This window comes from Burkholderia sp. LA-2-3-30-S1-D2, from assembly GCF_001523915.2.
Classification (GTDB): domain Bacteria; phylum Pseudomonadota; class Gammaproteobacteria; order Burkholderiales; family Burkholderiaceae; genus Burkholderia; species Burkholderia diffusa.
In genome coordinates this window covers 2,265,843-2,285,350 of record NZ_CP013384.1, presented here as the reverse complement: position 1 = coordinate 2,285,350, position 19,508 = coordinate 2,265,843, and the positions used below count along the sequence as shown (strand labels likewise).

The window sequence follows — 19,508 nt, the reverse complement described above, 5'->3', positions numbered from 1 at the left end:
CCCCGCGCATCAACTGACCACGGAGACGGGACGCACATGGACATTCAACGTATCGCGATCGTCGGCACCGGCGTGATCGGCGCGAGCTGGACGGCTTTCTATCTGACGCAGGGTTTCGACGTCGTCGCGACCGACCCGGCGCCGCAGGCCGACGTGCGGCTGCGCGACGCGCTGGCTGCGTTTCTCGGCGAGCGCGCCGCCGAACTTGCCGCGCGACTGTCGTTCGATTCGGATCTCTCTCGCGCGCTCGACGGCGTCGACTTCGTGCAGGAGAACGGCCCCGAGCGGCTCGACCTGAAGCGTGCGCTGTACCGGCAGATGGACGACGTGCTGCCCGCGCACGTGCCGATCGCGTCGAGCTCGTCGGGCCTGAAGATGTCCGATATCCAGACCGCGTGCGCGAAGCATCCCGAACGCTGCCTGATCGCGCACCCGTTCAATCCGCCGCACCTGATCCCGCTCGTCGAGCTGGTCGGCGGCGACGCGACCGACTCGAGCATGATCGCGCGCGTGAAGGATTTCTACGACGCGCTCGGCAAGCAGACGATCGTGCTCAACAAGGAGATGACCGGCCACGTCGCGAACCGCCTCGCGGCCGCGCTGTTCCGCGAGGTGTATCACCTCGTCGGCGAAGGCGTCGTGAGCGTCGCCGATGCGGACAAGGCCGTCGCCTGGGGTCCCGGGCTGCGCTGGGGGCTGATGGGGCAGTGCCTGACCTATCACCTCGGCGGCGGTGCGGGCGGGATCGCGCACTTTCTCGAACACCTGTCGGGGCCGATCACGAGCTGGTGGGACGACCTCGGCACGCCGTCGTTCGATCCGGCCGTCGATCGCAAGTTGAACGATGAACTGCGCGCGATCCAGGGTGAGCATTCGATGCAGGAACTGGCGGCCGAGCGCGACCGGTTGCTCGTCGAGCTGATCGACGCGCGGCGCCGCAGCTTCCTGCCCTGATCCGGGCGCGCCGGCGCGGCTGCGCCGGCTATTGCTGCGACATCGCCTGGCGGGCCGGCGGCGTCTGGGCCAGCCAGGCGGGGCTCGCGGCCTGCACGAGTTCGCGGTTGCGCGCGCGCGTCGCCGCGTTCGGCGGGTAGTTGCCGTCGTTCGTCGGCAGTTCGCCTTCGAGATAGGCCTGCTTGAGCTGGTCGATGACTTCCGCGCGGGTCAGCCCCGGTGTGTGGGCCGACGCATCGGTCTGGGCAAAGGCGGGGGACAGCAGGGCGGCTGCAGCGGTCGCGACGGCGAATCGCAGGACGTTCTTCATGGTGGACTCCGATCAATGGGACGGGGTACCGGAGGCGCGCGGCGAGGTGCGATGCGTTCCGATGGGAGCCCATTGTCGCGAGCGGGTGCTGCGCGGACGATGACGCGTTCCGGGCAACGCTGTCAGGTGCGACGGACGCGCCCGGGTGCGGCCGGGCGCGCGGTGCCGCTACAGCTCGGCCGCCGCCGCGATCAGCGTGGCTTCGAGCGCGAGCGTCGAGCGCGACGCGGCCGCCGGGCGGTCGATCACGTATTCGAGTTCGCCGAGTTCGGGGAGCCCCGCGTCGAGCCGCGCGAGCCCGGCTGGAATCACGTAGCCGGCGAACGCGCTGACGCCGAGCCCCGCGCTCGCGGCTGCGCGCAGCACCGCGATGCTGCTGCTCACGACGGCGATCCGGTACGGGCGGCCGACCGCCTCGAGCGACTCGAGCACGCGGCGGCGCGATACGCTCGGCTCCGGATGCATCGCGAGCGGCAGCACGGCCTCGTGGCCGGTGATCCGCGAATCGGGGCCGGTGCACCAGTACAGCGGCTCGCTGCGGATCACGCGGCCGCGCCGGCTACCGGCGATGCGTTTCGCGAACACCAGATCGTGCCGGCCTTCGTCGAGCGCGTCGAACAGGTCGCCCGACAGCCCCGTCGAGATCGCGAGCTCGACGTCCGGATTGCGCTGCACGAAGCTCGCGAGCGCGGCCGTCAGGTGCGCGGACGCGAAATCCTCCGACATCGCGAGCCGCACCTTGCCCGACAGCGGCGGCCCGCACACCGACGTGACGGCTTCGTCCATCAGTTCGAGGATGCGCACCGCGTAGCGGAACAGCGCGTCGCCGTGCTGCGACAGGTGCACGTTGCGGGTGTCGCGCTCGAACAGCGGCCGGTCGAGCAGCTCCTCGAGGCGGCGGATGTGCTGGCTGACGGTCGACTGCGACAGGCTCACGCGCTCGGACGCGGCGGTGAAACTGCCGGACTGGGCGACGGCAACGAAGCTGCGCAGCAGCTCGGGCGGTAACGGGCGCATTGCTAAATCCACTGAATCGGTTTCGACAACTTCATAAATGGCCGGATTATGCGGGGCTAGTATCGGATCACGCGCCGGTGCGGCCTCTGCGACCGGGGGCCACCAGACGCGTAGCCCGTGTCGCGCCGCCGGCTGCATCGGTCAGTCTAAGCCATCCGGCGTCCGGCCCGAAACCGCATCATCCCATCGACCCCGAGAACGTGCTCGCACGACGAGCCGCCGGGCCGCGGCGCACCGCCGCAGGAGACAGACAGTCCGCCCGGGATCGGCGTGCGGGCCTGACTCCCGCACGCGTTCGGCGCCCGTCACGAAGAGACTGGAGACGACTCATGATCATCTACGGAACCGCGCTGCTGGCGTTCTGCCACCTGGCCGGACTGTTCCTCGGCGACCTGCTTGGCAGCGCGATCGGCGTGAAAACCAACGTCGGCGGCGTCGGCATCGCGATGCTGCTGCTGATCTGCCTGCGCCTGTGGCTGCATCGCCGTGGCTGGCTGCCGAAGGAGACCGAGGCCGGCGTCGGTTTCTGGGGCGCGATGTACATCCCGGTGGTCGTCGCGATGGCCGCGAACCAGAACGTCGTCGCCGCGCTCAAGGGCGGCCCCGTCGCGCTGCTGGCCGCCATTGGTGCGGTCGCGATCTGCGCATGCTGCATCGCGGTACTCGTGCGCACCGGGCGCGACGACACGGCCTTCGCGGGCGTGCCGCAATTCGAAGAACAGTGACGGAGGCCACCATGTTGCAGATGCTCGAAAAAACCGTCGCCCACAACGGGCTCGTCGCATCGTTCGCGCTGGTCGGCCTGATCATGTGGATCTCGTCGATCGCGTCGCGCAAGCTCACGTTCGGCCGCGTGCACGGCTCCGCGATCGCGATCGTGATCGGCCTCGTGCTCGCCTACGTCGGCGGCGCATTCACCGGTGGCGAGAAGGGGCTGGCCGACGTCAAGCTGTTCGCCGGTATCGGCCTGATGGGCGGCGCGATGCTGCGCGATTTCGCGATCGTCGCGACCGCGTTCGAAGTGCAGCCGGACGAGGCGCGCAAGGCCGGCCTCGTCGGCGTCGTGTCGCTGCTGCTCGGCACCGTGCTGCCGTTCATCGTCGGCGCGTGCATCGCGCGCGCGTTCGGCTATACCGACGCGGTCAGCATGACGACGATCGGCGCGGGCGCCGTCACCTACATCGTCGGGCCCGTCACGGGCGCGGCGATCGGTGCGAGCTCCGACGTGATCGCGCTCAGCATCGCGACCGGGCTCGTGAAGGCGATCATCGTGATGGTCGGCACGCCGGTCGCGGCCAGCTTCATGGGCCTGAAGACGCCGCGCTCCGCGATGATCTTCGGCGGCCTGGCCGGCACCGTGAGCGGCGTGAGTGCGGGGCTTGCCGCGACCGACCGCCGGCTTGTGCCGTATGGCGCGCTGGTCGCGACGTTCCATACCGGCGTCGGCTGCCTGCTCGGGCCGTCGGTGCTGTTCTTCACGACGCGCGCGCTGGTCGGCGCGTGACCGCGCATGGCCCGTCGCGCGCGGGCCGCATCCATCGCGGCGTCCTCTGAGTCGCATTCGTCAACATCATCAATCGGCGGCGGCGCCAGGCTTAGAATGCCGCTGAACCATCGAAGCGGGAGAACTGTTCATGACGGGATGGAATCACGCGCGGCAGGCGCGCGATGCACGCCTCGCGGCCGGCGCAGCCTTCGCGCAGGGCAAGCGGGTCGATGCGCGCGACACCGTCGCGTTGCTCGAAGCAGTGCTGCGGCCCGGCGATCGCGTGTGCCTCGAAGGCGACAACCAGAAGCAGGCCGACCTGCTCGCGACGGCGCTCGCCGACGTCGACAGCGCGAAGATCCACGACCTGCACATGGTGCAGTCGGGCGTCGTGCTGCCCGAGCATCTCGACGTGTTCGAGCGCGGCATCGCGAAGCGGCTCGACTTCGCGTATTCGGGCCCGCAGTCGCAGCGGATCGCGAAGCTGCTGTTCGGCGGCAAGATCGCGCTCGGCGCGGTGCACACGTATCTCGAACTGTTCGCGCGCTACTTCATCGACCTCACGCCGCATGTCGCGCTCATCGCGGCGGTCAGCGCCGACGCCGACGGCAATCTCTATACCGGCCCGAACACGGAAGACACACCGACCGTCGTCGAGGCCACCGCGTTCAAGGACGGCATCGTGATCGCGCAGGTCGACCGGATCGTCGACAAGGTGCCGCGCGTCGACATCCCGGGCGACCGCGTGCATTTCGTCGTCGAGGCCGGCCGGCCGTTCTACGTCGAGCCGCTGTTCACGCGCGACCCGGCCGCGATCACCGAGACACAGATCCTGACCGCGATGCTCGCGATCAAGGGCATCTACGAACCGTACGGGATCAAGCGCCTGAATCACGGGATCGGCTTCAACACGGCCGCGATCGAGCTGCTGCTGCCGACCTACGGCGCGAAGCTCGGGCTCAAAGGCAAGGTCTGCACGCACTGGGCGCTCAATCCGCACCCGACGCTGATTCCCGCGATCGAATCGGGCTGGGTCGAGCAGATCCACTGCTTCGGCTCCGAGGTCGGGATGGACGACTACATCCGCGCGCGCTCCGACGTGTGGTTCACGGGCCCGGACGGCTCGCTTCGCTCGAACCGTGCGTTCTGCCAGACCGCCGGCCTTTACGCGTGCGACATGTTCATCGGCTCGACGCTGCAGATCGACCTGTCCGGCCATTCGTCGACGGTCACCGCCGAGCGGATCGCCGGTTTCGGCGGCGCGCCGAACATGGGCAGCGACGCGCGCGGCCGCCGCCACCCGAGCGAGCCGTGGCTGAAGGCCGGCGCGGAAGCCGACCCGGACACGCCGGCGGCGCTCAGGCGCGGCCGCAAGCTGGTCGTGCAGATCGGCGAGACCTTCGGCGACAAGAACGTGCCGATGTTCGTCGAGAAGCTCGATGCGCTGAAGCTCGCCGACAAGCTGCAGCTCGACCTCGCACCGATCATGGTCTACGGCGACGACGTCACGCACATCGTCACCGAGGAAGGGATCGCGAACCTGCTGATGTGCCGCGACAAGGACGAACGCGAGCATGCGATCCGCGGCGTGGCCGGCTATACGGAAGTCGGCCGCGGCCGCGACCGCAGGATGGTCGAGCGCCTGCGCGAGCGCGGCGTGATCCGCCGCCCGGAAGATCTCGGCATCGATCCGCTCGACGCCGACCGCCGCTGGCTCGCCGCGCGCTCGATCAAGGATCTCGTGCACTGGTCGGGCGGCCTGTATGCGCCGCCGGCCCGGTTCCGCAACTGGTGAGGAAGAGGGCATGGAACAGTTGAACTATCGCTTCACCGCGCGCGGGCGTGCGCGGGGCGAACTGGCCACCGCGCTCGTTGGCGTGGTCGCGTCCGGCAATCTCGAGGTGCTCGTCGAGCGCGTGCTGCCGGGCAACGAATGCGAGATCGACATCCGCACCGCGGCGGTCGGTTTCGGCGCGGTGTGGCAAGCGGTGGTGTCGGACTTCGTCGAACGGCGCGCGCCGGGCGGCCTGAAGCTGTCGATCAACGACGGCGGCGCGCGGCCCGACATGGTGTCGCTGCGGCTCGCGCAAGCCGTGCGCGCGATCGAGGGGGACGCATGATGACCGACGCGATCCACGACGCGCCCGCGTTCGTCGCGAACGCCGCGAGCTGGTACGAAGCGTCGGCGCGGCAGCGCGTCGACGGACTGCTCGACGCGGGCAGCTTCACGGAATTTCTCGGGCCGGGCGAGCGTGTGACGAGTCCGCACTTGCCGCTGTTCGACCTGCCGCAGCAGTTCGACGACGGGATGGTGGTCGGCCACGGCCGGCTCGGCGGCCAGCCGGTGTTCGTCGCCGCGCAGGAGGGCCGCTTCATGGGCGGTGCGTTCGGCGAAGTGCACGGCGCGAAGCTCACCGGGTTGCTGCGCGCCGCGCGCGACGTCGGCAAGCCGGTGCTGATCCTGTTCGACACCGGCGGCGTGCGGCTGCAGGAAGCGAATGCGGGCGAGCTCGCGATCGCCGAGATCATGCGTGCGCTCGTCGAGGCGCGCGCGGCGGGCGTGCCGGTGATCGGGCTGATCGGCGGGCGCGCGGGCTGTTACGGCGGCGGCGGGCTGCTCGCCGCGTGCTGCTCGGCGCTCGCGGTGTCCGAGCAGGGGCGCATCAGCGTGTCGGGGCCCGAGGTGATCGAGACCAACCGCGGTGTCGAGGAATTCGACGCGAAGGACCGCGCGCTGATCTGGCGCACGATGGGCGGCAAGCACCGCCGGCTGATCGGCAGCGCGGATCGCTATGTGGCCGATACGCCCGATGCGTTTCGCGCGGCCGCGCTCGACCTGATCGGCCGTGCGCCGACATTCGATGCGGCGATGCTGCGTGCGGAGCAGGCGCGGCTCGAAGCGCGCGTCGAGCGGTTCGGCACGTGCAGGGATGCGCTCGACGTGTGGCGCGCGCTCGGCGCGAGCGAGCCGGAAGCGATTCCCGGCATGTCCGACGAAGAATTCGCGAAGCTCGCCGATCAACTGCAGGAGCAGAAATGACACGACCCCCACGCTCACTTCGTTCGCTGCCCCCCGAGGGGGCGTCTGCCTCCCGTAGGGCGGCCCGGCGGGAGGCAGCATGACGCTCGATGAAGTTCTGAATTCGCTGTTTCCCGAAGGCCATTCGATCAAGCGAAACGGCGGCCTGCTGACGGGCCACGCTGAACTGACCGGCACGCGCGTCGACGTGATCGGCGTCGCCGATCGCTTGCCGTTCGGCATCGACGAAGCCATCACGCTCGCATCGCACGTGCTCGACACGATCGAGCGTGGCGGCGGCACGCCGATTCTCGTGCTCGTCGACAGCGACAGCCAGCGGATGAGCAAGCGCGACGAACTGCTCGGCCTGAACGAAGGGCTGTCGCATCTCGCGAAATGCCTGATGCATGCGGAGCTTGCCGGGCACCGGACGATCGGCCTGCTGTACGGCCATACGGCCGCGGGCGCGTTCATCGCGACCGCGCTCGCGACACGCACGCTGCTCGCAGTGCCGGGTGCCGAGCCCGAGGTGATGGACCTGCCGTCGATGTCGCGCGTGACGAAGCTGCCGATCGACGTGCTGAAGGCAATGGCACGCTCGACGCCGGTGTTCGCGCCGGGGCTCGACAATCTCGTGAAGATGGGCGCTGTCGACGCCGTGCTCGATCCAGCCTGCGCGCTCGACGCGCAGGTCGGCGAATGGCTCGGCAAGCCGGCCGATCGCACCGATGGTCGTGCGGCGCGCGGCCGGCCGGTCGCGGCCGATGTCGCGCGGCGCGTCGAGGCACTCGCGCGTGCCGCACGCTGACACGCCGCTGCGACGCCACACGCTCGTCACGCTGACGGCGGCCGGGTGGCGTGCGGCATGCGCGCGCGATCCCGCGCTGGCGGCCGATCCGGTCGTGCACGCGTGGGCCGCGCGCGGCTGGCCGACGATCGTGCGCCGCGCGTCGCCCGACGAGGCCGATGCGCGGCGCGTGCCGCTCGGCTTGCCGCTGCCGCCTTCCGCGGGCAAACGGCGCATCGCACTGAACGTCGCCGACGACGCGGTGGAGTCGGTCGGCCCGCTGCCCACGCTGGCCGACGTGCTGGCCGCTGCGCCCGACGCATGGCACGCGACGCTGCGCGAGCTGGATGCGCTCGGCGCGCGCTGCGGCGTGCAGGGTCGCGTGTTCGGTAGCCTCGCGTGGCAGGCGCTGACGGGCGAGCGCTATCTGAGCGCGTCCTCCGATCTCGACATCGTGTTCCCGCTGCCGGACGCCGCATCGCTCGCTGCGCTGCTCGACGGCCTGGCGGCACTCGACGCGCGCGCGCCGATGCGCATCGACGGCGAACTGCTGCGTGACGACGGCGCGGGCGCGAACTGGCACGAATTGCATGCGCGGCTGCCTGAAGTCGCGGTCAAGACGGCGATCACCGTCGAACTGATGTCCGCCGACGCATTCACCGGAGGCACGCGATGAGTGCTTGGGCCGCCCGCCGGGCGGCGGCGCCGTCCGAGGCCGAGCGCATCGCCGAACTCGCCGAGCGCAGCCTCGTGCTCGAAATCGAGACCTATCCGAAACCGGGCCTCGTCAGTCACGTCGACACCGGCAGCCATGCGGACATGGACGCCGCGACGTTCGCGCGCAGCGCGGCCGTGCTGCGGCCGTACTTCGCGGAACTCGCCGACGCCGGCGCGCTTGACGCGGACATGGCCGTGCTGCGCAAGATCGGGCTGCGCGCGGAACACGCGATGCTCGCGGCGACCGGCGGCGTCAACACGCATCGCGGCGCGATTTTCGGGCTCGGGTTGCTGTGCGCGGCCGCCGGCCGCCGCACGGTGCCCGGCACGGCGGCCCGCACGATGACGCTCGGCGCGTTCGTCGCGCAGCGGTGGGGCACCGAGATCCTCGGCGGCCCGCGGCTGCCCGACAGTCACGGCGAGCGCGCGAGCCGCCGCTACGGCGTCGGCGGCGCGCGTCGCGAGGCGGCCGACGGGTTCGCGACCGTGTACGGCGTCGGATTGCCGGCACTGCGCCGCGCGCAGCGCCGCGTGCCGGACGATCCGGAGGCCGCGCGCGTCGACGCATGCTTCGCGCTGATCGCCGCGCTCGACGATACGAATCTGCTGCACCGGGGTGGGCAGGCCGGCCTCGATTTCGCGCGGGCCACGGCACGCGCATTCGTCGCCCGCGGCGGCATACGCGCTCGCGACTGGCGATTGCGCGCGGCCGCCGCGCACCGCGCGTTCGTCGCACGCCGGCTGAGCCCGGGCGGCGCGGCCGACCTGCTGGCGATGAGCGTGTTCGTCGACGCACTCGAAGCGGCCGAGGAGGGGGGATGACGCTGGCGATCCTGTGTTCGGGGCAAGGCGCGCAGCGGGCGGACATGTTCGAGTTGACCGGCGCCGCGCCACAGGCTGATACGCTGTTCGAGCATGCGGGCCGGCTCCTTGGCGACGATCCGCGCGACTGGGTGCGGCATGCCCGACCGGACGCGCTGCGCGAGAACCGCGCCGCGCAGATCCTTTGCACGGTGCAGGCGCTCGCGGCGGCCGCGTTGCTCGACGCGGTGTGGCCGCGCAGGCGCTGTGTCGCGGGGTACAGCGTCGGCGAAGTCGCGTCGTGGAGCGTCGCGGGGATGATCGATCCGCACGATGCACTGGATCTGGCCGACGCGCGCGCGCGCGCAATGGACGCCGCGAGCGGCGGCGACGAACGGATGGCGTTCGTGCGCGGGCTGACGCGCGCGCAGCTCACGCAACTGTGCGACGGTCGCGATGCGGCGATCGCGATCGCCAATCCGGGCGACGCATTCGTGGTGGCCGGGCGGCAGGCCGACGTTGCCGCGGTGGCCGACGACGCGGCACGCGACGGTGCGCTGCGCGTCGCGCCCGTGTGCGTACGGATCGCGTCGCACACGCGCTGGCTCGCGTCGGCGGTGCCCGCGTTTCGCGCGTCGCTGGCTGGCGTGAACGTGCGCCGGCCGTTGCCCGGTACGCGGCTGTTTTCGGGGATCGACGGCGCGTCGGTGCTCGATGTCGGCACGGGGCTGGACAAGCTCGCGCGGCAGATCGCGGAGCCGGTCGAGTGGGCGGCCTGCCTGGCCGCGTGCGTCGAGGCCGGCGCGACCGCGTTTCTCGAACTTGGCCCGGGCCGAGCCTTGGCCGAGATGGAGGGTGGCGCTTATCCGGCACTGCCGGCACGCAGCGTCGCGGATTTCCGTTCGGTCGACGGTATCGCGAACTGGCTCGCGCGCGTCGCGCCCGGCTGACGGGCGGCGCGCGAGCGGCCCGGAAACGCCTGGAAATCCCGGCGAGATCGATTCCGTAACCGGCCCGCCAGGTGGTGGTTGCGCACCGGGTGTTGCGCCGGCGCAGCAGCGTCGCAGCAGGCGCTTGCCACGCGAATTGGCGTCGCTACAATGGCGCCCGCCATGAGACCAGCCGCCTTCCTCCTCGCCGTGCTTTGCTGCGCGGCGACCGCCCACGCCAGCCCGATTCCGTCCGATGCCGCATCGGTCGGCACGTACTTTTCGTATGACAATGCGGCGGCCGACGCGACCGTCGACCTGATCGGACAGGCGCAGCGCCGCGTGCTGCTGGCCGGCTACGCGTACGTGCCGCCCGCGGTCGCGGCGGCGCTGCGCGACGCGCGTTCGCGCGGGATCGAAGTGCGGGTCGTGCTGGTGCGTTTGCCGCGTGCGGGCAAGTACAGCGGCGCGGGTTATCTGAAATCGGCCGGCATCGACGTCGCGATCGATTCACGGCACGGCGATCCCGCGCCGCGCTTCGTGATCGTCGACGACAGCGTCGCGCTGACGACGCTGTCCGACGGCGCGCCCGCGCACGCGGAAACGGTGAACGTGTTCCAGCGCGCACCGGAGCTCGCGCAGTCGTACGCGCAGTCGTTCTGGCGGCTGTACCGGCAGGCCGGCGGGCTCTGAGCGCCTGACGGCGGACCCGCCCGGGCAAACGCCACCCATCCTTTTCCCGCCGTAATCCGCATGCCCCGCGCGCCGGTATGACCCCGCTTGCATCGGCGCGTCCGATGAACCATGCTCGTTGAACAGGGTGCCGGTGCGCGCGTCGCGCATCCGGCGCAACGGGCAGGGAGCCATCGTGATCGAATGTTTTGCCGATCGCGCCGACGCGGGGCGCCGGCTTGCGCATGCGCTGCAGGACTATGCGGGGCGTCGCGACGTCGTCGTGCTCGCGCTGCCGCGTGGCGGCGTGCCGGTCGCATTCCCGGTCGCGCAGGCGCTGCGCGCGCCGCTCGACGTGCTGGTGGTGCGCAAGCTCGGCATGCCGTCCGATCCGGAATTCGCGATCGGCGCGATCGCGACCGGCGGAGCGATCCACCTGCAGCATTCGGCGATCCGCGCGATGGGCGTGACCGATGCGCAACTGGCCGACGTGATCGCGCGCGAGACAGCCGAACTGCAGCGCCGCGAAGCGCTGTATCGCGGCGCTCGGCCACCGCTGCCGGTCGACGGCCGGATCGCGATCGTCGTCGACGATGGCGTTGCGACCGGCGCGTCGATGCGCGTTGCGCTGCAGGCGCTGCGCGAACGCCATCCCGCGCGCATCGTGGCCGCCGCACCCGTCGCGCCGGGCGGTGCCCGGCATGCGTTCGACGATTTGGCCGACGCGTTCGTGACGGTGTTGCAGCCGCTGTCGTTCCTCGGAATCAGCCAGTTCTACGCGCGTTTCGACCAGACCGGGGACGACGAGGTGCGTGCGCTCCTCGACGCGGCCCGCGCGCCTGACGGCGACATCACGTCCGCCTGATACGGGGCCGGCGCGATCCCGGGCGAGCGGCTTCGGCCTGCACGAATACGCGCTGCAGCGCCGGATGGACTTCGCCGTGCCAGCGCGCGCCCGTGAACAACCCGTAATGATCGCAATCGTCGACATCGAGGCGCTGGCGCTCGCCGGCCTTGAGGCCGCGACACATGGCCAGCGCTGCATGCGTCTGGCCGATGCCCGTGACGGCGTCGCATCCGCCTTCGACCGTCAGCAGCGCGACGCCGCGCAGCGCGGCCGGCTCGACGCGCTGCCCGCCGACGTCCCACGTGCCGTTCGCGAGGCACATTCGCTGAAACACGATATCGACGGTATCCAGGAAGTATTCGGCCGGCATGTCGAGCAGCGCCGTGTATTCGCGCAGCGCACGCCGCGCGTCCGCCAGCGCCGTCAGGTCGAAATGCGCCGCCGCGCGCGCGTAGTCCTCGATCAGTGTCAGAAAGCGTTGCGGATACAGCAGCGCGATCTCGCCTTGCTGAAGATAGGTCGGGAACACGTGCCGGCCGCGGCCGGGGAAGCGGGGCGGCACAATGTCGATCAGGTGGCGGCGGCACCACGCGAGCGACCGGGACGCGGCGGTCGTGCCGAGCGTGGTCGGGTTGACGCGCGCGTCGAGCGGCCCGCCGATCAGCGTGATGCTCGCGGGCGGTGCGAGGCCGCGAGCGGCGCGCAGCGCAAGTGCGCCGAGCGCGGGAACGGTGGCCTGGCACACGGCGACAACGTGCAGCGGTCGCTCGTCGCGGGCGAGCGCGTCGACGAAGCCGTCGAGCGTCGCCACGTATTCGTCGAGCCCGAAGCGACCCGCCGCGAGCGGGACGTCGCGCGCATTGACCCAGTCGGTCACGCAGACGTCGCCGTCCGCGAGCAGCGCCTCGACGGTCTCCCGCATCATCACGGCCGCATGTCCGGCGAGCGGTGCGCACAGCAGCACCGTGCGCCGCGCGGCGTCGCGCGCGAAGCGTCGCAACTGGCAGAACGGCGTGCGCGCGACGATCCGCTCGTCGATCGCCGGGCGCCGGATCTCGAATCGCGGCGGCCCGGCGGCGGGCCCGAGGAGCGGCTCGAACAGGTCGTCGTAGCACGACGACGCGGCGTGCGCCAGCGTCGCGGCGGGCCATGCGTCGAACGCGTGGCGCGTCGCCGCGCGCCAGGCGCGCATCCATTCCCGCTGCTGCTCGACGACGGTGTACCACATGGCGAACCTTGGGGCGGAGGGGGCGTGAATCTGCATTATGGTCACTCTGGCCGCGCAGCGGGTGTCGGAAACGCGAACAAGCCCTAGGCGGCGACGCACGGCGCTGCTACAGTCGTCGGTCCCATTCCCTCAAGCGGAGCGTTCGCGATGAAGCTGATCGGCATGCTGGATTCCCCGTTCGTGCGCCGTGCCGCCATTTCGGCGAAGCTGCTCGACCTGCCGTTCGAACACGAGTCGATCTCGGTGTTCCGTCAGTTCGACCGGTTCCAGACATTCAACCCGGTCGTGAAGGCGCCGACCCTTGTGACCGACGACGGTGCGACGCTGATCGATTCGTCGTTGATCGTCGACTATCTCGACCATCGTGTCGCGCCCGAGCGGCGCCTGCTGCCCGACGCCGCCGACGCGCGGCTACGCACGCTCGTGCCGGTCGGATTCGCGCTGGCAGCGGCGGAGAAGACCGTGCAGGTGGTGTACGAGCACGCGCTGCGGCCAGCCGAGAAGCAGCACGCGCCATGGCTCGAGCGCGTGCTGGGCCAGATCGAGGCCGCGTATGGCGAGCTCGAGCCGCTCGTCGCGGCCGCGAACGGCTGGCTCGGCGGCGCGCGCCTGCTGCAGTCCGACGTGACCGTCGCCGTCGCGTGGCGCTTCACGCAATTCATGACCGCCGATTACCCGGCGCTCGCACGGATCGATCCGGCCCGTTATCCGGCACTCGCCGCGCATTCGGCGCGGGCGGAAGCGCTGCCGGCGTTTGTCGAGACGCCGCTCGACTGAAGCCGGCGGCTGTCGCGTCGGCACGGGAGCGAGGGCGACGGGCGACGCGACCGGCATGCGGTCCCACCCGGACTCGTGCCGGCTTCCGGCACCGATCGACCCGGCCGCTATCGGCTGCCCGGTCGCCCGTTTTCGCCCGGCGCGGCGTCCGCAAGACGCTGCCGCGCGCCTTCCGTCTGGCGCTCCCGAACCATCCGCCGCCGCCCGCTCGGCCCCGTGCGCCAAAGGCCCGGCCGATTGTTCTCCGTCACTGACAAGTGACTTCGCATTCGCGCTGTTTATCCGGTTGCGGCCGATCCCTAGAATCCACTCCATCGAATATGCATTGCCTGATGGAGCCGATGATGAGAGCGCTGATCGAATCGAGTCTGTACCACCCGTCCGTCGTGTTGCCGCTTGCCGCGCTGACGCAGCTGATGGTCGAGCGCGATTTCAATCTCGGCCAGGTCGGCCTGATCGTCGCGGCGCGCGGTGCGCAGGCTGCGGTGTCGCGTTCGCGGGCGCTGATCTTCTGCCGCCACTGCGAAGCGCACGCATGATCGCGCAGCCACCCAACAGATGAAAAAAAGCCCGGCCGGCGCAAGCCGGTCGGGCGGATCGGATTCGATCGGGCCCCGGCTTTTGCCGGGGCTTTTTCTTGAGCGATGCTCAGGCGCGTACAGTCGACACGACGCCGTAAATCTCCGCATCGTCGTCCTCGCGCATCTGGCGCACCAGCTGGTGCGCCTCGCGGCGCGTCGCGACGGCCGGCGGCGAGCCCTTGAGCGGCTGGCGCGCGGTTTCGGCAAGCGCGACGACCGACACGATGCCGATCACGGCGGCGCCCATCATGTAGTACGCGGGCATCATCAGGTTATGGGTCACGTCGACGAGCCACGCGGTGACGAGCGGCGTCGTGCCGCCGAACAGCGACACCGACACGTTGAAGCCGATCGCAAGCGCGCCGTAGCGGATCTCGGTCGGGAACAGCGCCGGCAGTGCCGACGGCATCACACCGGTGAAGCACGACAGCAGCACGCCGAGGATCAGCAGGCCGCCGAACACCGACGCGGTGGTGCCCGCATGGATCAGCATCATCGACGGGATCGACAGCACGAGCAGGCCGACGCAGCCGGCCAGCATCACGGGCTTGCGGCCGATCCTGTCCGACAGGCGGCCGGCGGCGAGCGTCAGCGGCATCATCAGCACCATCACGATCAGCACCAGCACGAGGCTGTGCGATTCGTCGAAGTGCAGCGTCGACGACATGAAGCTCGGCAGGTACGACAGCACCATGTAGTCGGTCACGTTGAAGATCAGCACGAGACCGACGCAGAGCAGCAGCGCACGCCAGTTGCGCATCAGCGTTTCGCGGAAGCGCGCCTTCGGCACGGCCTTGTCCTGCGCTTCGCGCTCTTCGGCCTGACGCTTGAACGCCGGCGTTTCCTCGAGCTTCATCCGGATGTAGAGGCCGATCAGGCCGAGCGGGCCGGCGATCAGGAACGGCACGCGCCAGCCCCACGACAGCAGCGCCTCCTGCGACAGCGATGCGGTCAGCAGCGCGACGACACCCGCACCCATCACATAGCCGATCAGCGTGCCGAACTCGAGGAAGCTGCCCATGAAGCCGCGGCGCTTGTCGGTCGAGAATTCGGCGATGAAGGTGGCGGCGCCGCCGTATTCGCCGCCGGTCGAGAAGCCCTGCACGAGGCGGGCGACGAGCAGCAGTATCGGCGCCAAGATGCCGATCGACGCGTAGCTGGGGATCAGGCCGATCGCGAAGGTGCCGACGGCCATCATGATCATGGTGGCGGCGAGCACGCGCTGGCGGCCGATGCGGTCGCCGAGCGGGCCGAACACCATGCCGCCGAGCGGACGCACGAGGAATGCGGCCGCGAACGTGCCGAAGGTCGCGAGCAACTGCGCGGACGGGCTGCTGGAGGGGAAGAACACCTTGCCGAGCGTGACGGCGATATAGCTGTAGACACCGAAGTCGAACCATTCCATCGCATTGCCGATGGCCATCGCGCTGACGGCGCGCTTGAGCAGGCTCTGGTCGACGACGGTAATGTCGTCCGCGGCGAGTGGGGCCTCGCCGGACGACGTGGAGGAAGAAGCAGCGGTCGGGCTGACGTGTGTTGCGGTCAAGGTCATGCACTCCTTTGACTGCGCCGGAACGGGCGGGCCGTCCGACACGGTTTGCCGGCGAGCGCGATGTCGCGTGCTGCGCGTCGGGGCAGGCCATTTAAGCGCTTACTGCACATGAGGCGGTAAAGGGCCGGAAGGGACTGCTTCGACGCGGGCCCGATGGGCCGTCGCGACTGTGCGCTCATGAAGAATGGGCCGCGTGATGCGAGCGGCAGATGCCGGTGCGGACGGTGTCCGGCGTTCCGGCAAGCGCCCCGGAGGGGCAACGAAACGAGAAAAGCGGGCCTGTCGGGCGGGCTTTCCTGTGGATGCAATTTCGGTCGAAGCACCAGCCCGCAACGCGCGGACGGACTCCTTTCGAAATCGAATAGACAGATATTGAATGTTGAAACAGGCGACATGATAGCACGATGGCAGACGATCGTGCAAATTGCCCGGAATCCCCCGTCTGGCGGCGGTTCCGCCCGGGTCGCCTCCGGTATGATCGGCGGCGCGCGGCCCACCGGGCGGGTGGGGCGAATCTGCGAGGAACCGGATGACCGAACTGATCAGGATTGCGGCGCTGTTCGCCGTCACCGCACTGGCCGAAATCGTCGGCTGCTACCTGCCTTGGCTCGTGCTGAAGGGCGGCCGGCCCGTGTGGCTGCTGGTACCGGCAGCGCTGTCGCTCGCGTTGTTCGCGTGGCTGCTGACGCTGCATCCGAGCGCGGCGGGGCGCACCTATGCGGCGTACGGCGGCGTGTATATCGCGGTGGCGCTGATCTGGCTGCGGGTGGTCGACGGCATCGCGCTGTCCCGCTGGGATGTGGCTGGCGCGGTGCTTGCGCTCGGCGGGATGACCATCATCGCGCTGCAGCCGCGCGCGTGAGCGCGGCTGCAGGCGCCGGTCGGGAGATGCTGCGTCAGGCGGCTTTGGCAGCTTCGCCAGCATCCGCGTCGGCGGACTTGCGCCACACGCAGGTGCCCTTGACCGACTTGTCGAGTTCGTCGAGTTGGGTCTGGTGGGCGGCGAGTTCGTCGTCGCTCGCCGCGAGAACCGGCAGGTCGAGCGACGCGAGCGACACGCGCTGGCCGTTCGCGGCGCCACCGTCGGCGCCTGCGTCGTCGAGCATGTCGATCACGAGGCTGTCCTGGCCGCGCGTCATCGCGAGATAGACTTCGGCGAGCAGTTCCGAGTCGAGCAGTGCGCCGTGCAGCGTACGGTGCGCGTTGCTGATGCCGAACCGGTCGCACAGCGCGTCGAGCGAATTGCGCTTGCCGGGAAACATCTGCTTGGCCTGCACGAGCGTGTCGATCACGCCGCTGCAATGCTCGCTGAACGGCGGCAGGTCGAGCCGGGCGAATTCGGCGTCGAGGAACCCGAGGTCGAACGGCGCGTTGTGGATGATCAGCTCGGCGTCCTTCACGAAGTCGCGGATCTGGTCGACGACTTCCGCGAACTTCGGCTTGTCGCTCAGGAATTCGGTCGTGAGGCCGTGCACGGCCAGTGCGCCCGGATCGCTGTCGCGCTCGGGGTTCACGTAGATGTGCAGGTTGTTGCCGGTGAGCCGCCGGTTCAGCAGCTCGACGCAGCCGATTTCGATCAGGCGGTCGCCCGTGCGGGGATTCAGGCCGGTGGTTTCGGTATCGAGAATGATCTGGCGCATGTCGGATAAATCGGGAAAGACAGTAGGGTTGGGTGGCCTGCGTTCAGGCCACGAGCGATTCGACACCGCGATTCGCGAGCGCGTCCGCGCGTTCGTTTTCGGGGTGGCCCGCGTGGCCCTTCACCCAGCGCCACTCGACCTCGTGCTGCGCGACGAGCGCGTCGAGGCGCTTCCACAGGTCGGCGTTCTTCACCGGGGTTTTCGCCGCAGTGACCCAGCCCTTCTTCTTCCAGCCGTGGATCCACTCGCTGATGCCTTTCTGCACGTATTGCGAGTCGGTATGGACGATCACGCGGCACGGCCGTTTCAGCGCCTCGAGCGCGGCAATCACGCCCATCAGTTCCATGCGGTTGTTGGTCGTGTCGGGCTCGCCGCCGAACAGCTCCTTTTCGCGGTCGCCGTAGCGCAGCAGTGCGCCCCAGCCGCCGGGGCCGGGGTTGCCCTTGCAGGCGCCGTCGGTATAGATGTCGATGGTGTCGGTGGTCATGAGTGTTCTTGATGGGTGGTCGGGGTGGCCGCCGGCGTGAGGCCCGGCGCGAGCACGGGCTTCTTCATCTTGATCGGGCCGACGAGGCGCATGCCGCGCACGCGCTTGACGGCCGTGACCATGTAGACGGCGCCGAAGATTGGCCACCAGCGGTCGCCGGCGGCTTCCATGAAGCCGTAGCGGGCAAGCCATTTGTCGGTGACGAGCGGCGGCCGGTAGCAGCCGAAGCGGCCGCGCTCGAGATCGAAGCCGAGCAGCTTGATCCAGTCCTTGAGCCGGATGAACGCGATCTGGTCGCGCGCGGACGGCACGAACGGACGGTTCGCCATGCGTCCGAACGATTGCCGCATGCCCCACAGGCTCAACGAATTGAAGCCGGTGATCACGAGCTGGCCTTCCGGCATCAGCACGCGCTCGGCTTCGCGCAGCAGGCGGTGAGGGTCGGACGTGAATTCAAGCGTGTGCGGCATCACGATCAGGTCGACGCTCTGCGACTCGAACGGCAGGTCGAGCAGGTCGCACCACGTGGTGCTGCGACCGGCCGGCGCGTGTTCGGGCGCGTGCGCCTCGCGCGCCCACGGATACTGGTAGGGCGCGCTCGCGCCGCTTGCCGGGTCGAGCACGAGGCCGCGATACGGCATGCGGTTCTCGCGCAGCGCATCGAGCTGCGGCAGGCCGAGCTGCAGCGCGTGAAACCCGAAGACGTCGGACACGATCCGGTCGAGCTGCGCTTGCTCCCAGTCCAGCACATAGCGGCCGGGCGGCGAGTCGGTCCAGGCGGGCCAGTCTATAATTTGACGATCGGACATAACGATGATTGCGCGCCCATGAACGAGCTGGAATACGTGCCGGTTCCGGCATTCGAAGACAACTATATCTGGCTCGTCTCGGACGGCCGCGATGCGATCGCCGTCGATCCGGGTGAAGCCGCGCCCGTACGCCGTGTTCTTGCCGAACGCGGCTGGCGGTTGACCGCTATTTTACTCACGCACCATCACGCCGACCATGTCGGCGGTGTCGCCGCGCTGCGCGATGGCCAACCGGACGATGTGCCACTGGTCGTCTTCGGCCCGGCGGCCGAGGCGATCGGCGTGGTCATGCGGCCGCTCGCGGGCGGCGATCGCGTGACGCTCGACGCACCGGCACTCACGTTCGACGTGCTCGACGTGCCGGGGCATACGCGCGGTCACATCGCCTATTTCCAGGCGGCCGGGCAGGGCGCCGCCACCCCTCATGTGTTCTGCGGCGACACGCTGTTCTCGTGCGGCTGCGGTCGCCTGTTCGAAGGCACGCCCGCGCAGATGCTGGCGTCGCTCGACGCGCTCGCGGCGCTGCCAGGCGACACCCGCGTGCATTGCGCACACGAATATACGCTGTCGAACATCCGCTTCGCGCTCGCGTGCGAACCGGGCAATGCGGCGCTCGCCGCCTGGCGCGACGAAGCGCAGGCGCTGCGCGCGCGCGGCGTGCCGACGCTGCCCACTACGATCGCGCACGAACGCGCCGTCAACCCGTTCATGCGGTCGGACAGCGCGGCCATCCATGCGACGCTCGAGGCCGAGCTGCACGAAACCGTGCCGGATCGCCTGGCGGCATTCACGCTGATGCGCGAGTGGAAAAACCGGTTCCGATGACGATTTCCGGAGGACTCCAAAAAGCTCAGGCAGAGCCTGTAAAAATTGCTCCAACTGTAGGATTTGGCTG

General features: G+C 69.7%; 23 protein-coding genes. 16 read left to right on the top strand and 7 right to left on the bottom strand.

Going from position 1 to position 19,508, the window contains the following annotated elements:
* Positions 1-36 precede the first annotated feature (36 nt).
* On the top strand, positions 37-954 hold the full coding sequence (locus tag WS66_RS23420) for a 3-hydroxyacyl-CoA dehydrogenase NAD-binding domain-containing protein (protein WP_059603527.1): 918 nt from the start codon (positions 37-39) through the stop codon (positions 952-954).
* 28 nt (positions 955-982) lie between these two features.
* Here the strand turns inward: WS66_RS23420 and WS66_RS23415 are convergent, their stop codons facing one another.
* Both WS66_RS23415 and WS66_RS23410 read right to left on the bottom strand, forming a co-directional pair.
* Positions 983-1,264, bottom strand: a complete 282-nt coding sequence (locus WS66_RS23415; RefSeq protein WP_059603530.1) for a DUF4148 domain-containing protein — start codon at positions 1,262-1,264, stop codon at positions 983-985.
* 168 nt (positions 1,265-1,432) lie between these two features.
* Positions 1,433-2,281 (bottom strand): LysR substrate-binding domain-containing protein, encoded by an 849-nt coding sequence (locus WS66_RS23410; RefSeq protein ID WP_059603532.1) that lies wholly within the window; start codon positions 2,279-2,281, stop codon positions 1,433-1,435.
* Positions 2,282-2,610: 329 nt separating this feature from the next.
* On the opposite strand from WS66_RS23410, the gene madL reads away from it, so the two are divergent.
* The 11 genes from madL to WS66_RS23355 all read left to right on the top strand — a co-directional run bounded on the left by madL (position 2,611) and on the right by WS66_RS23355 (position 11,557).
* The gene (gene madL / locus WS66_RS23405) at positions 2,611-3,006 is read left to right on the top strand and encodes a malonate transporter subunit MadL (protein WP_059603535.1); all 396 of its coding nucleotides are present in this window, start codon (positions 2,611-2,613) and stop codon (positions 3,004-3,006) included.
* Positions 3,007-3,017: 11 nt separating this feature from the next.
* Positions 3,018-3,785, top strand: a complete 768-nt coding sequence (gene madM / locus WS66_RS23400; RefSeq protein WP_059603538.1) for a malonate transporter subunit MadM — start codon at positions 3,018-3,020, stop codon at positions 3,783-3,785.
* Positions 3,786-3,915: 130 nt separating this feature from the next.
* A complete protein-coding gene (gene mdcA / locus WS66_RS23395; RefSeq protein ID WP_059603540.1) occupies positions 3,916-5,562 on the top strand; it encodes a malonate decarboxylase subunit alpha in 1,647 nt (548 codons plus the stop codon).
* A gap of 10 nt (positions 5,563-5,572) precedes the next feature.
* Positions 5,573-5,887 carry a malonate decarboxylase acyl carrier protein gene (gene mdcC, locus WS66_RS23390; RefSeq protein WP_059603544.1) on the top strand — a complete coding sequence of 105 codons (315 nt, stop codon included), beginning with the start codon at positions 5,573-5,575 and terminating at the stop codon, positions 5,885-5,887.
* Positions 5,884-6,807 carry a biotin-independent malonate decarboxylase subunit beta gene (locus WS66_RS23385; RefSeq protein ID WP_059603547.1) on the top strand — a complete coding sequence of 308 codons (924 nt, stop codon included), beginning with the start codon at positions 5,884-5,886 and terminating at the stop codon, positions 6,805-6,807. The genes mdcC and WS66_RS23385 overlap by 4 nt, the downstream gene beginning before the upstream one ends.
* 79 nt (positions 6,808-6,886) lie before the next feature.
* On the top strand, positions 6,887-7,594 hold the full coding sequence (gene mdcE, locus WS66_RS23380) for a biotin-independent malonate decarboxylase subunit gamma (RefSeq protein WP_059603550.1): 708 nt from the start codon (positions 6,887-6,889) through the stop codon (positions 7,592-7,594).
* Positions 7,581-8,249 (top strand): malonate decarboxylase holo-[acyl-carrier-protein] synthase, encoded by a 669-nt coding sequence (gene mdcG, locus WS66_RS23375; RefSeq protein WP_059603646.1) that lies wholly within the window; start codon positions 7,581-7,583, stop codon positions 8,247-8,249. The genes mdcE and mdcG overlap by 14 nt, the downstream gene beginning before the upstream one ends.
* A complete protein-coding gene (mdcB, locus tag WS66_RS23370; RefSeq protein WP_059603553.1) occupies positions 8,246-9,112 on the top strand; it encodes a triphosphoribosyl-dephospho-CoA synthase MdcB in 867 nt (288 codons plus the stop codon). Before mdcG ends, mdcB begins: the two co-directional genes overlap by 4 nt.
* On the top strand, positions 9,109-10,041 hold the full coding sequence (gene mdcH, locus WS66_RS23365) for a malonate decarboxylase subunit epsilon (RefSeq protein WP_059603556.1): 933 nt from the start codon (positions 9,109-9,111) through the stop codon (positions 10,039-10,041). The genes mdcB and mdcH overlap by 4 nt, the downstream gene beginning before the upstream one ends.
* A gap of 150 nt (positions 10,042-10,191) precedes the next feature.
* The gene (locus WS66_RS23360; protein WP_059603559.1) at positions 10,192-10,713 is read left to right on the top strand and encodes a phospholipase D-like domain-containing protein; all 522 of its coding nucleotides are present in this window, start codon (positions 10,192-10,194) and stop codon (positions 10,711-10,713) included.
* A gap of 175 nt (positions 10,714-10,888) precedes the next feature.
* Positions 10,889-11,557, top strand: coding sequence for a phosphoribosyltransferase (locus WS66_RS23355; RefSeq protein WP_059603649.1), 669 nt, complete (start codon positions 10,889-10,891; stop codon positions 11,555-11,557).
* Here WS66_RS23355 and phaZ read toward each other — a convergent pair.
* Positions 11,544-12,767 carry a polyhydroxyalkanoate depolymerase gene (gene phaZ, locus WS66_RS23350; RefSeq protein WP_059603562.1) on the bottom strand — a complete coding sequence of 408 codons (1,224 nt, stop codon included), beginning with the start codon at positions 12,765-12,767 and terminating at the stop codon, positions 11,544-11,546. The genes WS66_RS23355 and phaZ overlap by 14 nt on opposite strands.
* Before the next feature lie 147 nt (positions 12,768-12,914).
* Here phaZ and WS66_RS23345 point away from each other — a divergent pair, with 147 nt between their 5' ends.
* Positions 12,915-13,544: a glutathione S-transferase gene (locus WS66_RS23345; RefSeq protein WP_059603565.1), complete on the top strand. Its 630-nt coding sequence runs from the start codon at positions 12,915-12,917 to the stop codon at positions 13,542-13,544.
* Between the two features lie 341 nt (positions 13,545-13,885).
* A complete protein-coding gene (locus tag WS66_RS23340) occupies positions 13,886-14,083 on the top strand; it encodes a hypothetical protein (RefSeq protein WP_044844954.1) in 198 nt (65 codons plus the stop codon).
* 109 nt (positions 14,084-14,192) lie between these two features.
* Here WS66_RS23340 and proP read toward each other — a convergent pair whose 3' ends face one another.
* Positions 14,193-15,677: a glycine betaine/L-proline transporter ProP gene (proP, locus tag WS66_RS23335; protein WP_059603568.1), complete on the bottom strand. Its 1,485-nt coding sequence runs from the start codon at positions 15,675-15,677 to the stop codon at positions 14,193-14,195.
* Between the two features lie 529 nt (positions 15,678-16,206).
* On the opposite strand from proP, the gene WS66_RS23325 reads away from it, so the two are divergent.
* A complete protein-coding gene (locus WS66_RS23325; RefSeq protein WP_059603571.1) occupies positions 16,207-16,539 on the top strand; it encodes a YnfA family protein in 333 nt (110 codons plus the stop codon).
* Between the two features lie 34 nt (positions 16,540-16,573).
* On the opposite strand, the gene dnaQ is transcribed toward WS66_RS23325, so the two are convergent.
* The 3 genes from dnaQ to WS66_RS23310 are packed head-to-tail and all read right to left on the bottom strand — an operon-like array spanning position 16,574 to position 18,613.
* A complete protein-coding gene (gene dnaQ / locus WS66_RS23320) occupies positions 16,574-17,317 on the bottom strand; it encodes a DNA polymerase III subunit epsilon (protein ID WP_059603574.1) in 744 nt (247 codons plus the stop codon).
* A 43-nt stretch (positions 17,318-17,360) separates the two neighbouring features.
* The gene (gene rnhA, locus WS66_RS23315; protein ID WP_059523484.1) at positions 17,361-17,804 is read right to left on the bottom strand and encodes a ribonuclease HI; all 444 of its coding nucleotides are present in this window, start codon (positions 17,802-17,804) and stop codon (positions 17,361-17,363) included.
* A complete protein-coding gene (locus WS66_RS23310) occupies positions 17,801-18,613 on the bottom strand; it encodes a class I SAM-dependent methyltransferase (protein ID WP_059603577.1) in 813 nt (270 codons plus the stop codon). The genes rnhA and WS66_RS23310 overlap by 4 nt, the downstream gene beginning before the upstream one ends.
* Positions 18,614-18,631: 18 nt before the next feature.
* Here WS66_RS23310 and gloB point away from each other — a divergent pair, with 18 nt between their 5' ends.
* Entirely contained in the window at positions 18,632-19,438 is an 807-nt protein-coding gene (gene gloB, locus WS66_RS23305) for a hydroxyacylglutathione hydrolase (RefSeq protein ID WP_059603580.1), read from the top strand.
* The last annotated feature ends 70 nt before the right edge of the window (positions 19,439-19,508 follow it).